This is a genomic window from Streptomyces sp. XM4193 (assembly GCF_023072595.1).
Taxonomy (GTDB): domain Bacteria; phylum Actinomycetota; class Actinomycetes; order Streptomycetales; family Streptomycetaceae; genus Streptomyces.
In genome coordinates this window covers 58,012-72,881 of the sequence record NZ_JALLGK010000001.1, presented here as the reverse complement: position 1 = coordinate 72,881, position 14,870 = coordinate 58,012, and the positions used below count along the sequence as shown (strand labels likewise).

General features: G+C 72.1%; 9 protein-coding genes. 8 read left to right on the top strand and 1 reads right to left on the bottom strand.

Features of this window, described 5'->3' with window-relative positions:
* Positions 1-311 precede the first annotated feature (311 nt).
* From MTQ01_RS00260 to MTQ01_RS00235, 6 genes are all read left to right on the top strand, one after another.
* A complete protein-coding gene (locus tag MTQ01_RS00260; protein ID WP_247487604.1) occupies positions 312-1,091 on the top strand; it encodes an ABC transporter ATP-binding protein in 780 nt (259 codons plus the stop codon).
* 191 nt (positions 1,092-1,282) lie between these two features.
* Positions 1,283-3,871, top strand: a complete 2,589-nt coding sequence (locus MTQ01_RS00255; RefSeq protein WP_247486254.1) for an ABC transporter permease — start codon at positions 1,283-1,285, stop codon at positions 3,869-3,871.
* Positions 3,872-4,500: 629 nt separating this feature from the next.
* Positions 4,501-5,532: a Clp protease N-terminal domain-containing protein gene (locus MTQ01_RS00250; protein WP_247486253.1), complete on the top strand. Its 1,032-nt coding sequence runs from the start codon at positions 4,501-4,503 to the stop codon at positions 5,530-5,532.
* A gap of 242 nt (positions 5,533-5,774) precedes the next feature.
* A complete protein-coding gene (locus MTQ01_RS00245; RefSeq protein ID WP_247486252.1) occupies positions 5,775-6,365 on the top strand; it encodes a M23 family metallopeptidase in 591 nt (196 codons plus the stop codon).
* Positions 6,366-6,738: 373 nt separating this feature from the next.
* The gene (locus MTQ01_RS00240; protein ID WP_247486251.1) at positions 6,739-7,812 is read left to right on the top strand and encodes a betaine/proline/choline family ABC transporter ATP-binding protein; all 1,074 of its coding nucleotides are present in this window, start codon (positions 6,739-6,741) and stop codon (positions 7,810-7,812) included.
* Positions 7,805-10,420, top strand: coding sequence for an ABC transporter permease/substrate binding protein (locus MTQ01_RS00235; RefSeq protein ID WP_247486250.1), 2,616 nt, complete (start codon positions 7,805-7,807; stop codon positions 10,418-10,420). Before MTQ01_RS00240 ends, MTQ01_RS00235 begins: the two co-directional genes overlap by 8 nt.
* Before the next feature lie 134 nt (positions 10,421-10,554).
* Here the strand turns inward: MTQ01_RS00235 and MTQ01_RS24765 are convergent, their stop codons facing one another.
* Complete coding sequence (locus MTQ01_RS24765; RefSeq protein ID WP_282613112.1) at positions 10,555-11,157, bottom strand: TetR/AcrR family transcriptional regulator; 603 nt, start codon at positions 11,155-11,157, stop codon at positions 10,555-10,557.
* A 62-nt stretch (positions 11,158-11,219) separates the two neighbouring features.
* Between MTQ01_RS24765 and MTQ01_RS00220 the strand changes: the two genes are divergently transcribed.
* Positions 11,220-12,557, top strand: coding sequence for an MFS transporter (locus MTQ01_RS00220; RefSeq protein ID WP_247486249.1), 1,338 nt, complete (start codon positions 11,220-11,222; stop codon positions 12,555-12,557).
* An 81-nt stretch (positions 12,558-12,638) separates the two neighbouring features.
* On the top strand, positions 12,639-14,858 hold the full coding sequence (locus tag MTQ01_RS00215; RefSeq protein WP_247486248.1) for an SAM-dependent methyltransferase: 2,220 nt from the start codon (positions 12,639-12,641) through the stop codon (positions 14,856-14,858).
* The last annotated feature ends 12 nt before the right edge of the window (positions 14,859-14,870 follow it).

Below are 14,870 nucleotides of genomic sequence, written 5' to 3'. Positions count from 1 at the left end.
CGTACGAGGCGCCCGGCCCCGGGGCGGTGCGGGCGGGGTGGGCGTCCGGGCCGGCGGGTGGCGCTGTGACCTGCGGTCACGTCGCCGGGCGGCCGGCTGCGCGGCGGAGGCGGCCTCCGACCGAAGGCAGGGACGGCCCTCTGCCCAAGGGCAGAGGAGGGGTCCGTCGCAGGGTGTACGCGGGGCCCGGCGCCCAACCTTGGACGGGCCGGGTTTTCGGCACCTGAGACCTATGTTTCCGGGGGTCCGGCGGGTCGAGCATGGAGGAATCCAGCCGACCCGCCGACCAACCGGGAGCCTCCATGAGCGCCATGTACGCCGCCCTCACCGCCAACTCCCTCCACACGCCGTCCCGTTCGGCCGCGGAGGCGACAGAGCTCACCAAGATCTACGGCGAGGGCGACACCCGCGTCGTCGCGCTCGACTCCGTCTCGGTCGGCTTCGAGCAGGGCCGCTTCACCGCGATCATGGGCCCCTCCGGCTCCGGCAAGTCGACGCTGATGCACTGCATGGCGGGTCTCGACTCGATCTCCGCGGGCAGCGCCCGGGTCGGTGAGACCGAGCTGTCCGGCCTCAACGACCGTGCGCTCACCCGGCTGCGCCGGGACAAGATCGGCTTCGTCTTCCAGGCGTTCAACCTGCTGCCGACGCTCACCGCGCTGGAGAACATCACGCTGCCGCTGGCCATCGCCGGGCGCAGCGCGGACCAGGCATGGCTGGACACCGTCGTCACCACGGTGGGTCTGTCCGGACGCCTCGCCCACCGTCCCGCACAGCTCTCCGGCGGCCAGCAGCAGCGCGTCGCGGTGGCACGCGCCCTCGCCTCCCGGCCGGACATCGTCTTCGCGGACGAGCCGACCGGCAACCTCGACTCCCGCGCGGGCGGCGAAGTCCTCGGCTTCCTGCGGGAGTCGGTGCGGCAGTGGGGCCAGACGGTCGTGATGGTCACCCACGACCCGGTGGCCGCCTCGTACGCGGACCGGGTCGTCTTCCTCGCCGACGGGCGCCTCACCGACCAGCTGATGGACCCGACCGCCGAGAGCGTGCTCGACCGCATGCGCCAGTTCGACACCGCCACGCGCACGAGCTGACCGCCGCCGGGCGCGCACCGCCGCCCCGTACCGCGGCCGGCTCCGTACCGCGGCCGGTCCCGTACCGCGCACCTGCCGACCGCGCCCGGGCCCGTGAGCCGGGCCGCTCCCGGCGCCCGCGCCCGCCGCTCGATCCGTATCCGCGGGCTCCGGCCCGCCCCTTCCGCTTACCTCCTCAGGACTGAGACCCCATGCTGCGTACAGCTCTGCGCAATCTCTTCGCGCACAAGGCACGGTTGAGCATGACCGCCCTGGCGGTGCTGCTCGGTGTGGCCTTCGTCGCCGGCACCCTTGTCTTCGGTGACAGCGTCACCCAGGCGTTCCGCAACGCCTCCACCAAGAACCTGGACGGCGTCGCCGTCTCCGTGCAGGCCGAGTACGCCGACACCGACGGCTACGCCTTCGCCGACGCCGGCGAGCCGGCGGAGACCAAGCTCACCGCCGAACTGGTCGACCGGGTGCGGAAACTGGACGGCGTCAGCGCCGTGCACCCCGTCGTCAACGGCAACGCGACGCTCTCGGCCAAGGACGGCAGCCCGTACAACGCCCAGTACTCCTGGCAGAACCTCGCCGTCAACTGGGTGCCCAACTCCGAGTCGGGCAAGGGGGGTTCGGGCTCCGGCGAGGCGGCGCAGGACAGCCGCTACCCGCTCGCCGAGGGCCGCGGCCCCGCCGCCGAGAACGAGATCGCGCTCGACCGCAGCACTGCGAAGGGCGCGGGCTACGAGGTCGGCGACACCGTCCGCTTCGCCACCGACGGCCCGACCCTGGCCAAGAAGCTGGTCGGCGTCGTGGAGACCGACGACCCGCGCGTCACCGCGGGCGGCACCCTCGCGCTCTTCGACACCGCCACCGCGCAGAAACTCTTCCTGCACGACGGCCAGTTCCACGAGCTGACCGTCTCCTCGCCCCCCGGCACCGACAACGAGGCACTGACCGCCGCGGTCGCCGAGGCGCTGCCCGCGAACAGCGGCACCGCCACCAGCGGCGCCCGGCTCGCCGACGAGCAGGCCAAGCAGATCGCCGACTCCACCAAGGCGCTCACCCAGACGCTGCTGGTCTTCGCCGGCATCGCGCTCTTCGTCGGCATCTTCCTGATCGCCAACACCTTCACCATGCTGATCGCTCAACGCAGCCGGGAGATCGCCCTGTTGCGCGCGGTCGGCGCCAGCCGCCGCCAGGTCGTGCGCTCGGTGCTGATCGAGGCCGGACTGCTCGGACTGGTCGCCTCGGCGGTCGGCTTCGCGCTCGGCATCGGCATCGCCGCCGCGCTGCGCCCGCTGCTCAACTCCTCCGGCGCCGGGCTGCCGGCCGGTCCGCTGGTCATCTCCGGCGGGACGGTCGCCTGGTCGCTGGTGGTCGGCGTGGTCGTCACGGTGCTGGCCGCCTGGCTGCCCTCCCGACGTGCCTCGCGAATCGCGCCGATCGAGGCCCTGAGCACCGTCGACCTGGCGCCCCCGGTGCGCGCCATGCGACTGCGCAACACACTGGGCGGGGTCGTCACCGGCCTCGGCGTGCTGATCATGCTCTACCTCTCCACCCTGGAGAAGGTGGAGGAGCCCGAACTGATGGTCGCGATGGCCGGCTCGGCGCTCACACTCACCGGAATGATCATGCTGGCGCCGCTGCTCTCCCGGCCGCTGGTCAATCTGATGGGCCGGCTCACCACCCGCTTCTTCGGCATCGGCGGCAAGTTGGCGCAGGAGAACGCGCTGCGCAACCCGCGCCGCACCGCGGCCACCGCCGCCGCACTGATGATCGGGCTCACCCTGATCACCGGGCTCAGCGTCGCCGGCAACTCCACCGAGATCGCGATCAAGGAGGAGGCCGTGAAGGGGATGACCGCCGACTACAAGGTCACCATGGAACGGGGCATGGACCCCGAACTCGGTGACCGGATCGGCGACGTGGACGGCGTCGAGCACGCCGCGCAGCTGGCCTCCGCCAGCATCGAGGCGTCGGGACGGTTCGCGATGATGACCGGCGCCGACCCCCAGAAGCTCGGCGAGGTCCTCGACCTGGAGTTCAGCAGCGGCTCCCTCGCGGACATCGGGCCCGGCCGGATCGCCGTCTCCGAGTCCTTCGCCGAGCAGACCGGACTGGCCGAGGGCGACACCGTGACCACCACGGTGGGCACCGGCGAGGGCACCGAGAAGCTCACCGTCGTCGGCGTCTACGGCGACAGCAGGCTGGTCAGCGACGCCATCGCCACCATGGACGACGTCCTTCCGAACAGCTACGACGGCACACTGGACAGCGTGCTGGTCAAGGGCGGCGGCGCGTCGGAGACGGACCTCCGCGAGGCGCTCGGCAACAGCCCGCTGTTGAAGGTCCGCAGCCCGGAGCAGCTGACCAGGGACGAGGCCGGCTCCATCAACACCATGCTCAACATGGTGTACGGCCTGCTGGCGATGTCGCTGATCATCGCGGTCCTCGGTGTCGTCAACACCCTGGCCATGTCGGTCTTCGAGCGCACCCGCGAGATCGGCCTGCTGCGCGCCATCGGCCTGGACCGCAAGGGCGTACGTCAGATGGTGCGACTGGAGTCCGTGGTCATCTCGCTCTTCGGCGCGGTCCTCGGCATCGGCACCGGCATCTTCCTCGCCTGGTGCGGCGGCGGCATGACCGAGTCCTCACTGGCCACCTACGAGACCGTGCTCCCCTGGGCGCGGCTGGCGCTGTTCCTCCTCGCCGCGCTCGCCACCGGCGTGCTCGCCGCGCTCTGGCCGGCCCGCCGCGCGTCCCGGCTGAACACCCTCCAGTCGCTCGCCGCCGACTGACGGCGACCGCTCAACCCCCGTTTCGCGCACGGGAGTTGCCGCCCGGACGCCCCGATCCGGCGGTGCGCAGGACCCCCGGCGCGCGCAGCGGAACCCCCGGCCCAGCCGCCGGGGGTTCCGCTGCGTCGCGACCCCCGCCGCCGCCCCGGGACGCGGAGCGGCCCGTGCCTCCCGAGGCGTCGCGGGCCGCCGTACGGTCCAAGCGGTGGAGAGCCCCGCCGTACGGCCCCGTCGTGCCCCGCCCCGCCGCGCCGGCCGTGCCACGCCCCGCCGTACGGACCCCGCCGCCGCGCCCCTCCCCGCCCGCCGTGCCGGTCGTGCGGTGCCGCGGCTGCGGTGAACTGCCTTCGCCGGGGCGCCGATCGGCGCCTGCGGGACGGCTCGTCCGTCTCTTTCGTCGCCGCTCGCCGCGACCAAAGTGGCCGATCCGGCGCGGTCCGGCTCCCACCTCCGGGCGATGCGGCGGCGGGCGAGCGGCGGAAGACTTCGGAGCAGAGCACGGAGCCGTACGCCGCGACGGTCCCGGCCGGCAGCGCCGTACGCGTACCCGCCGGAAGGTCCGTACGGCGAGCGGCGGCGACGCGCACCGCGAGACCGCGAGACCGCGAGACGACAGGGAGGACGGTCCAGTGCCGACAGCGATGGAGCCCGACTGGGGCATGACGGGCGTGCTGGGCGGAGCCCGGGGCGCCCGCGGGAACGACGAACTGATCGGTACGCAGCACCTGCTCGCCGCGACCGCCTCCGGCAAGGGCCCGGTGCGGGACGCGCTCGCCGACGAGGGCGTCACCAGGACCGCCGTGTTCGCGGTGATGCGCGACGGCATGGAGGTCGACGACGCGTGGAGCGGCGCGGACGATCCGGGCCGGAGCGTCTCGAGCGCCGAGATCCTGGGGGAGCACGGCGACGAGCGCACCAGGTTCACCGGTGCCGCCGCCGACGCGCTCGGCGCGGCGATGGAGCTGGCCCGGCAGGAGGACGCGTCGAAGTTCGGCCCCGCCCATCTGCTGCGCGCGCTGCTGGCCGAGGAGAACCACGCCGCCGAGCTGCTCTCCAAATGCGGGACGACCCCCGAGGCCGTGCTGAACCGGCTCGACGGCGGCCCCGGTTCGGGGGACGACGACCTCGACCCGCTGCTGCGCCCCACCCGCGACGCGCTCCTCAACCGCGTCCAGTACCGGCGGATGCCCTTCTGGCAGCGCTGGGTCTCCCGGTGGGGCAACATCAACTGGGCGGCCAGGCCCACCGAGTGGATTCCCTGGGAGGCGCAGGAGCAGGCCCGTCGCCGCGGCGGGGAGACCCTGGGCACCGAGCACGTACTGCTGGCGGTGCTGGCCACCCACGCGGTGGCCGAACGTCATCCGCACCTCGCGGGCGAGGGCGGATCGGCCGACGACCGGTACGCGGGCGGGGTCCGGTTGGCCGACCGCGGCCTGGACCACGCCACGGTCCACCGGGCGCTGGAGGCCGGCACGTTGAGCCTGCCGCCGGACCCGCGCCCGGCGCAGCAGTACCTGGACGAGGCCAGGGCCGCCGACGGCACCTCGCCGGCCGACGCCCCGGGCACCGGTCCGCTGGTGGACGCGCTGCTCAGCGAGGACACCCGGGCCCGACGCCTGGTCGAACACCTCGCCGCGACGCCCTCCGAACCGCCCGCCTGACGCACCTCCCGCGCCCGCCGCGCCTCCCGCCCGACGCGCCTCCCGCCCGACGCGCCTCCGGGCGGGAGGCCGCGGGGCGGTCCCCTCCGCAGGCGCCTGCCCGACGACACGAATCCCGCGCACCCGCGCGCCCTCCGGGGACGAATCCCGTCCGGAGGGCGAATCCTCCGGCGGCCAGGGGGTAGGCTCCCCGCTTCACTGGCAGGAGCATGTCAAGCAACTGATCTCGGAGGCCGCCCCCCATGAAGAAGCGAACCGGCATCGTGCCGGCCATGATCCTGATGGCAGGACTCGCGGCACCGTCCGCCTCCGCCGCGGGCACGCACGACGCCACCGCGACCGACCAGCGCGCGCAGGCGACCAACTTCCAGCTCCCCTTCACCTGCGGCGACCCCTGGCGGCTCGACACCTGGGGCCACAACCCCGCGCTGGACATGGTCGCCGAGCCGGACCAGCACGGCACCGAGGGAGCGCCGCTGCTCGCCTCCGAGGCCGGTACGGTCAACCTCTCCTTCTGGCACGACAACGCGGGCAACGTCGTCCAGATCGACCACGGCGGCGGGTACTTCACCACCTACATCCACCTGGAGTCACGTTCGGTGGAGGTCGGCGACACCGTGGCGCAGGGAGCGGGCATCGGCTTCGTCGGGCGTACCGGCGCGGGCGCCAACGACCACCCGCACCTCCACTTCGAGCTGGGCATCGACGCCGACGGTGACGGTCAGGCGTCCTGGGGCGCCGCCGACTCCGAGCGTGTCAACGCCGTCTTCGACGGGGTCGAGTACGCGGGTGCGGCCCAGACCTGGCGGGACGTGGTCAGCAACAACTGCTGACCACCGCGCCCGTGCACGGAACCTGACCACCCCGCCCGCGCACGGAACCTGGCCCTGCGCCGCCGGCCCGCGGATGCCGGTCGACCGCCCGTACGGGGTCGGCCGGCGTCGCAGGTCCGGTCCGGCTCGGTCCGCAGGCGCCGCGGATCGGACATTCCGCATTCACCCCGGCGCGGTGCGTTACATGCGTCACTGATGCGTTTGGGGCGCACGGGACTGGGCAGCGGCGCAATCTGGGTGGAATCAGGTCCGTACCAGGTTTGACTCAGTGCATAATCATACAAGTCGGGCAGAATCGAGCTGAAAGGGTCCGACTCAGCGACCCGCCGGCGGGGGTGGCGGGTCGTTTTTGCGTACGACTCGTGAGGTGGATGTGAGCAGACTCCAAGCCGAGCACCTGTACAAGGTGTTCGGTAAACATGTGGATCAGGCGGTGACCCGGCTCGAGGCCGGCGAGGACCGCGACGAACTCCGTAAGAGCGGCACCACAGCGGCCGTCATCGACGCGAGCTTCGAGGTCGAGCCGGGCGAGATATTCGTCGTGATGGGCCTGTCCGGCTCCGGCAAGTCCACGTTGCTGCGCCTGCTGAACGGACTGCTCGAGCCGACGTCCGGTGCGGTGCGGTTCGACGGCGAGGACGTGACGAAGCTGAGCCCGCCGGCGCTCCGCGAGGTCCGTGCCAAGAAGATCAGCATGGTCTTCCAGCACTTCGCCCTCTTTCCCCACCGCAGCGTTCTGGAGAACGCCGCCTACGGGCTCGAAGTGCAGGGCGTGGAGAAGCCGGAGCGGGAGGAGCGCGCCACCGAGGCGCTGCGGCTGACCGGTCTGGAGGGCTGGGAGAAGTCCTGGCCCGACGAGCTCTCCGGCGGTATGCAGCAGCGCGTGGGCCTGGCCCGTGCGCTCGCCACCGACGCCGACCTGCTGCTGATGGACGAGGCGTTCTCCGCGCTCGACCCGCTGATCCGCCGCGACATGCAGGACCAGCTGCTCGAACTCCAGGAGACGCTGAAGAAGACCATCGTCTTCATCACCCACGACCTCAACGAGGCCATGCGTCTGGGCGACCGCATCGCGGTCATGAAGGACGGCCGCATCGTGCAGATCGGCACGCCGGAGGACATCCTCGTCCGCCCGGCCACCGACTACGTGCGGCGCTTCGTCGAGGACGTCGACCGCACCCGGGTGCTGACCGCCGGTTCGATCATGGAGGAGCAGGCCGAAGGCGCCAAGCCCTTCAAGTCCGCGGTCAACGTGCCCGAGGACACCCCGGTCGCCGAGCTGTTCGCGCCCTTCGCGGGCGGCGGCGAGACCGTCGGTGTCACCGGCGACGACGGCGATCTGATCGGCCGCATCGAGCGGGACCGACTGCTGACCGTCCTCGGCGAGGCGGTCGGCGACCCGGACGCCGACGACGGCGAGAGCAAGAAGGTGGCGGCCGGTGCCTAGGATCGATCTCGGGTCGAGAGTCGAGTCGTTCATCGACTGGCTCCAGGCCAACCTCACCTGGCTGTTCGACGCGATCAGCGCCGTACTGACCAACTGCTTCGACGCGGTCAACACCGTGCTGAGCGCCCCCGAGCCGCTGATCATGGGCGGCATCCTCGCGGTCATCACCTTCTGGCTGCGGGGCCTGTTCCCCGCCGTGCTGGCGATGCTGGGCTTCCTGGTCATCGACTCGGTGGGCCTGTGGGACAACGCGATGATGACGTTGTCCATGGTGCTCGTCTGCGCCCTGATCACGCTGCTCATCGCAGTGCCGCTGGGCATCTGGGCCGCGCGCAGCAAGACCGTGTCGGCGATCGTCCGGCCGGTGCTGGACTTCATGCAGACCATGCCGGCGATGATCTACCTGCTGCCCGGCGTGGTCTTCTTCGGCGTCGGTGTCACCCCGGGTCTGCTGGCCACGGTCATCTTCTCGATGCCCCCGGCCGTGCGCATGACCGAGCTGGGCATCCGGCAGGTCGACTCCGAGCTGGTGGAGGCCGCCGAGGCCTTCGGCACCACGCCCGGCAACACCCTTCGCAGGGTGCAGCTGCCGCTCGCGTTGCCGACCATCATGGCCGGCGTCAACCAGGTCATCATGCTGGCGCTCTCGATGGTCGTCATCGCCGGTATGGCCGGTGCGTCCGGCCTCGGTGAGGACGTCTACAACGCGGTGACCCGCGTCGAGATCGGCTCCGGTTTCGAAGCCGGCCTGGCGGTCGTCATCCTCGCCATGTACCTGGACCGCATGACCGCGGCGCTGAACCTCCGCGTCTCGCCGCTCGGCCGTCGCAGCCTCGCCAAGGAGGCCGCGACCGCGAGCGGCTGGAAGCTGATGCACTACCGTCCCGGCACCGCCGTGGCCGGTGTCGGCGTCGTCGTGCTGGCGCTCGTCGCGGGCGGCATGAGCTTCGTCGGCGGCGACGACGACGAGAAGACGGCCGGCGCCACCGACGTCGGCAAGGGCAAGCAGATCAAGATGGGCTACATCCCCTGGGACGAGGGCATCGCCTCCTCGTACCTGTGGAAGGAGGTCCTGGAGCAGCGCGGCTACAAGCCGACGATGCAGCAGCTGGACCCGGGCCCGATGTTCGCCGCACTCGCCAAGGGTGATCTGGACTTCCAGACCGACACCTGGCTGCCGACCACCCACGAGCAGTACTGGGAGAAGTACGGCGACAAGCTGGAGGACCTCGGCCAGTGGTACGGCCCCACCACGCTCGAACTCGCGGTGCCCTCGTACATGAAGGGCATCAAGACCCTCGAGGACCTCAAGAAGAACGAGGACAAGTTCGACAGCAAGATCATTGGCATTGAGGCGTCCGCCGGAATGATGGGCATCCTCAAGGACAAGGTGGTCAAGGAGTACGGGCTGGAGGACTGGAAGATCGTCTCCTCCTCGACGGCGTCGATGCTGGCCGAGCTGGACCGCTCGTACAAGCAGGAGAAGCCGATCGTCGCCACCCTGTGGTCGCCGCACTGGGCGTACAGCAAGTACGAGATGACCAAGCTAGAGGACACCAAGGGTGCCTGGGGCAAGGGCGACAAGATCCACACGGTCGCGCGCAAGGGCTTCAGCGAGGACGACCCGACGGTCTCCGGCTGGCTGAAGAACTTCAAGATGACCGAGAAGGACCTCACCGACCTCGAGAAGCTGATCACCGAGGCCGGCAAGGGCAAGGAGCAGGACGCGGTCAAGGAGTGGCTGGAGACCAAGCCCGACGACTACGTCGAGAAGATGGCTCCGGTCGGCGGCGGCGAGACCGCCGAGGGCAAGGACGCGGGCAAGCCCGTGAAGCTCGGCTACTTCCCGTGGGACGAGGCCATCGCCACCACCTGGCTGTGGCACAACATCCTCGAGGACCGCGGCTACAAGCCCTCGATCAAGCAGCTCGACCCGGGTCCGCTCTACACGGCGCTGGCCAGGGGCGACATGGACGTCCAGTTCGACGCCTGGCTGCCGACGACGCACAAGCAGTACATGGACAAGTACGGCGACAAGCTCACCGACGTGGGCCAGTGGTACGGCCCCACGACGCTCGAGCTGTCGGTGCCCTCGTACATGAAGGACGTCAAGTCCCTCGAGGACCTGAAGGACCACAAGGGCAAGTTCAAGGGCAAGATCATCGGCATCGAGTCCTCCGCCGGCATGATGGGCATCCTCAAGGACAAGGTCGTCAAGGAGTACGGCCTGGAGGACTGGGAGATCGTGTCCTCCTCGACCGGCACGATGCTCGCCGAGCTCGACCGCTCCATCAAGAAGAAGGAGCCGGTCGTCGTCACCCTGTGGTCCCCGCACTGGGCATACGCGGAGCACGACCTGGTCAAGCTCGAGGACCCGAAGGGCGCCTGGGGCGAGGGCGACAACATCCACATCACCGGTAAGAAGTCCTTCGCCGAGGACCTCCCCGAGCTGAACAAGTGGCTGGAGAAGTTCAAGATGACCGAGAAGGAGCTCGCCGCACTGGAGGCCGAGATCCAGAACGGCGGCGCGGGCAAGGAGGAGGAGTCCGTCCGCAAGTGGATGGACGCCAACCCCGGCATCGTGGACCGGCTGGCGCCGGTCGACTGATCCGGCACCGTCCGCCCTCCTGAGGGTTCCGCCGAGGCCCCGCTCCCACCGTCGCAGGACGGCAGGAGCGGGGCCTCGGCCGTTCCCGTACGTCGGCGCCCGGTGGCGGGTGCGGTCGGTGGTCGGACGGTGGGTCAGGGGCGCGGCGCGGGCGCCGGGGCGGCCCGTACGCGGGAGTCCAGCCAGTCGCACAGCTCCCGCAGTCCGGCGTCGGCCCTCTCCCGGTCGCCGGTGGCCAGGAGGTCGTTCTGCAGGCCGGCGAAGGCGGCGTTGAGCAGTGTCGCGACGGTGCGCGCCTCCGACTCCGGCACGCCGCGCAGGGTCAGGCAGCCGGCGACGAAGTCGGCCCGGCCGCGTACGAACCCCGGGCCGGGCAGGGTCAGTCGACCCGCCGCGGCCAGGCCCTCGATCTCCCGGATCAGCCGGGTGGTCGCCGACTCCCGGGGCCCGAGGGTGCGCTCCCAGGCCGCGCGGACGATGTTGCCGACCGGGACGGCCGGGTCGTACCAGCCCGGGGTCGCCCTCAGCGCCTGGTGCTGGCGTTCGTCCAGGCGTTCCAGCACCGCGCCGATCAGGGCGCTCTTGTCCGCGAAGTGGTGGGTGAGCACCCGGGTGGACCGGCCGAGGCCGGCCGCCAGCGTACGGAGGGAGAAGTCCCCGATACCGGTCTCGGCGAGCTGCTCGATGACGGCGTCGGTCACCTCGCGACGGCGCTCCGGGCTCACGGGTCTGGGCATGCGCACCTCCTGTGGAGCGAGGTTTTCACATCCGTAAGGGAAACGACTGTTACCTTAACTGGATGCCCCTGCGACTCCCGCGCCCTCTCTGGCTCCACGCACTGACCCTGGCGGCCTTCGTCGTGCAGACCGACGACTTCATCATCGTCGGGGTGCTGCCCGCGATCGCCGACGACCTCGGCGTCAGCCATGCCGCGACCGGTCGGCTGGTGACGGTCTACTCCCTGGTCTACGCGTGCGCCGCACCGCTGTGGGCGCTCGCCCTCGCCCGCGTCCCCCGCCGTACGGCGCTGCTGAGCGCGCTCGCGGTCTTCGCCGCGGCCAACTTCGCGGTCCTGCTCGCCGATTCGTACGCCCAGCTCATGGTCCTGCGGGTGGTGGCCGCCGGTGCGGCAGCCGTCGTGCTGCCGCTCGCGCTGGCGCTGGCCGCCTCGCTCGCGCCGCCCGGCCGGACCGGCCGGTACCTGGCGAGCGTCATGGTCGGACTGACCGGTGCCGTCCTGGTCGGCGTGCCCGCCGGCACCCTGATCGGCGCGGGCTTCGGCTGGCGGGCGACCTTCGTGGGATGCGGACTCGTCGCCGTGCTCGTCCTGCTCGGCACCTCGGCCGCCGTACCCGGCGGAGCGTCCCCCACCCGTACCGACGACACGGCGGACGCGAGCCCGGACGCGGGCCGGGACACGGACGCGGGCCGGGACACGGACGCGGGCCGGGACACGGGACCGGGCTCTGGCCGGCGTGCGGACGCGGGCGGCGGGGCGGGGCGATTCCTGCTGGACCGCACGGTCGCAGTGATCCTCGCCGTCACCGTGCTCACCGTGGCCGGCAACCTCGCCCTCCAGACCTACCTCGCGGTCTACCTCGCCGATCTCGCGGGCGCGGGCCCCGGAACGCTCGCGGTGCTGCTGGTGTGCGCGGGTGCGGGCGGCGTCGCGGGCACCCGGATCTCCGGCCGACTGGTCGACGGACAGGGCCCGTTGCGCACCTTCGTACTCGCCTGCGGAGCCTTCTGCGGTGCGCTGCTCGCCCTCTCGGCCCTCTGGGCGGTACGGCCGGTGCCGCCGGCGCTCGTCGTGCTGCCGCTCGTCCTCTGGTCGGCGGCGGCGTGGGCCGTGCCGACCGCCGTACAGGCGCTGCTGCTCGAACGAGTCGGCACCGGCGCGGCGGCGCGGGCGGCGGCGGTGCTCAGCAGCTCCGCGTACGTCGGCGCCGCGCTCGGCGGGGCACTGGGCGGAGCCGTCGTCGTCCAGGGCGCCGGTTGGTTGCCGTCGGCGGCGATCACGCCGGTGGCCGCCGGGCTCACAGTGACGCTGCTCACGCTGCGCCGCACGGCCCGGCCCCGCGCGGGGGCCGAGGGGACGGCATCGGCGCCGGTCAGCGGCGAGAGCCGGACTCTCTGAGCCGGTCGCGCGTCCCGAACCGCGCGGACAACGTCCCGACGCCGGTGTGCAGCGGGCCGCCCGACGGGTGAGGCTTGGGTCATGCGTGGTGATCTGGAAGCGCTGGTGGACCTGGTGGCCGGCGGGGCGGAGCCCTCGGCGGTCGTGGACTGGCTGCGGGAGGCGGTCGACTGCGAGGCCGTACTGGCGACCGGGGCGCAACCCCCGTCCGCGGCCCCCAGCAGTCCCGGAACCCTCGAACTCGTCACCCTGATCTCCGGCCACACCGACCGGGTGCGGCACGTGCCCGGCGACGACTGGCACACACTGGTCGCCCCGGTGGGGGCGACGCCGCCCAGGCCGCTCCTGTGGGCCTGGCGCGCGCTCCCGTGGGACGACGAGGACTGGCGGACCGTCGAACGGGCCGCCGGTGTCGCCGCGACGCTGACGGCAGCGGCCCGGGCCGCGATCGGCGACGCCGCGACCATGGCGGCACGCATCTCCGCGCTCCAGGCGCTGATGGCCGGCGACATGGTCCGCGCCTCCCGCGCGCTCGCCCCGCTGACGCCGCAACTCGTCCCGGCCGGCGCCGGGCAGATCGCCATCCTGGAGGTGCCGCCGGGGGCCGACCGTCGGGCCGCGGCCCGAGAACTGGACCAACACCTCGCCTCCCGCGGCGCGTTGGTCGTGGTCTGCCCGGTCGACGACCGGCAGGTCATCATCGTCAGCCCCGGCCGGCATCTGATCGAGGACCTCACCCCGATGGTGGGGGACGGACGCGTCGCAGGCGTCTCGTCGATCAGCCCCTGGCAGCGTACGGCCGCCGCCTACCGCGCCGCCTCCGAGGCGCTGGCCGCCGTGCGCGGCACCCCGGCGAAGATCGCCCGGCACGACGGCCGCGCCCCGCTGGCCGATCTGCTGCACGCCGACGCCCGCATCTGGGCCGACCTCGTCCTCCAGCCGCTGTCCATCCTCAGCCCCGCCGACCGCGAGGACCTGCTGGGCATGGCCCGGGAGGTGACCTGGTGGGGAGAGTCGGCGGCAGCCGAACTCGTGGGCTGGCACCCTTCCTCGCTGCGCCGCCACACCGACCGGCTCGCCAACCTCATCGGCCACGACCGCCGGCAGCTGTGGCCGAGCATCGCGCTCCACCTGGCCGTGCACCTCTCCGCGCTGCCGCCGCCCCCCGACCGTTCGCACCGGCCCACCCTCGCCGACATCCTGCACGTCTCCGCGATCACCGACTGGGCCCACCAGGTCGTCGACCCCTTCCCCGACCAGGTGCGGGAGGCCGTGACCGCGTGGCTGCGCTCGGGCACGGACACGGAGGCCGCCTGCCGCGAACTCGGCATCGCCCGCGCCACGCTCTACCGCCGCCTGGAACGCGCACGCGACCTCAGCCACCTGGAGATCACCCGCTACCCGGGCGCCACCATCGAGCTCGCGGTCGCTCTCTATGTCCTCGGGCACCTGCCGATGGGTACGGTGCCAGATCTGGCGGACCGTCGACTGACGCCGGTCCGGGGAGGGGAGCACATGGAGATCGACACCGCCCGCCCGCACCCCGCACGGGTGTACAACTACCTCTGCGGCGGCGACACCAACTACCGTCCCGACCGCGAACAGGCCCTGCGGATGCTGGAGTACGACCCCAACGCCTCCGCCGCGGCGCAGGCCAACCGGGCGTTCCTGATCCGCGCGATGGAGCAGGTCGCGGCCCACGGCGTCACCCAGGTCCTGGACCTCGGCTCCGGCATCCCGATGGCACCCCATCCGCACGAGGTGCTGCTGCGCACCCGGCCGGACAGCCGCGTCGTCTACATCGACAACGACCCGATCGTCCTCGCCCACGCCGAGGACCTGCTCCGCGGCGCCCCCGCCGGCCAGGTCACCTACGTGCAGGCGGACGTCGGCATCGGCGGTCCGGAACTGCTCGAACTGCCCGAGGTGCGCCAGACGTTGGACCTCGACAAACCCGTCTGCCTCTCGGCCGTCGCGCTGCTCCACTTCCTGCCCGGCGAGCCCGGACCGGCACTGGTGCGCGACATCCTCGACCGCCTCGCACCCGGCAGCATGCTCGTCCTCTCCCATCTGACCGCCGACTTCGCGCCCGAGCTCGTCACACCCGGAGTCGAGCAGTACTCGCAGAACGTCGCACCGCTGTGCACCCGCAGCTACAGCGAGGTCACGGCGATCTTCGAAGGGCTGGAGATGCTCGAGCCGGGCATCGCCCCCGCGCCCGAATGGCGCCCCGGCGCCGACGACACCCGCCCCGCCCGCGAGCAGGCCAACTGCTGGGCCGGAGTCGGCCGCACCGTCTGAGCCCGGCCGGCG

What these genes read in the sequence shown, in the direction of transcription:
- MTQ01_RS00245 (WP_247486252.1), top strand. Translation starts at nt 5,775, where the DNA reads ATGAAGAAGCGAACCGGCATCGTGCCGGCCATGATCCTGATGGCAGGA.
- MTQ01_RS00255 (WP_247486254.1), top strand. Translation starts at nt 1,283, where the DNA reads ATGCTGCGTACAGCTCTGCGCAATCTCTTCGCGCACAAGGCACGGTTG.
- MTQ01_RS24765 (WP_282613112.1), bottom strand. Translation starts at nt 11,157, where the DNA reads ATGCCCAGACCCGTGAGCCCGGAGCGCCGTCGCGAGGTGACCGACGCC.
- MTQ01_RS00260 (WP_247487604.1), top strand. Translation starts at nt 312, where the DNA reads ATGTACGCCGCCCTCACCGCCAACTCCCTCCACACGCCGTCCCGTTCG.
- MTQ01_RS00220 (WP_247486249.1), top strand. Translation starts at nt 11,220, where the DNA reads ATGCCCCTGCGACTCCCGCGCCCTCTCTGGCTCCACGCACTGACCCTG.
- MTQ01_RS00215 (WP_247486248.1), top strand. Translation starts at nt 12,639, where the DNA reads ATGCGTGGTGATCTGGAAGCGCTGGTGGACCTGGTGGCCGGCGGGGCG.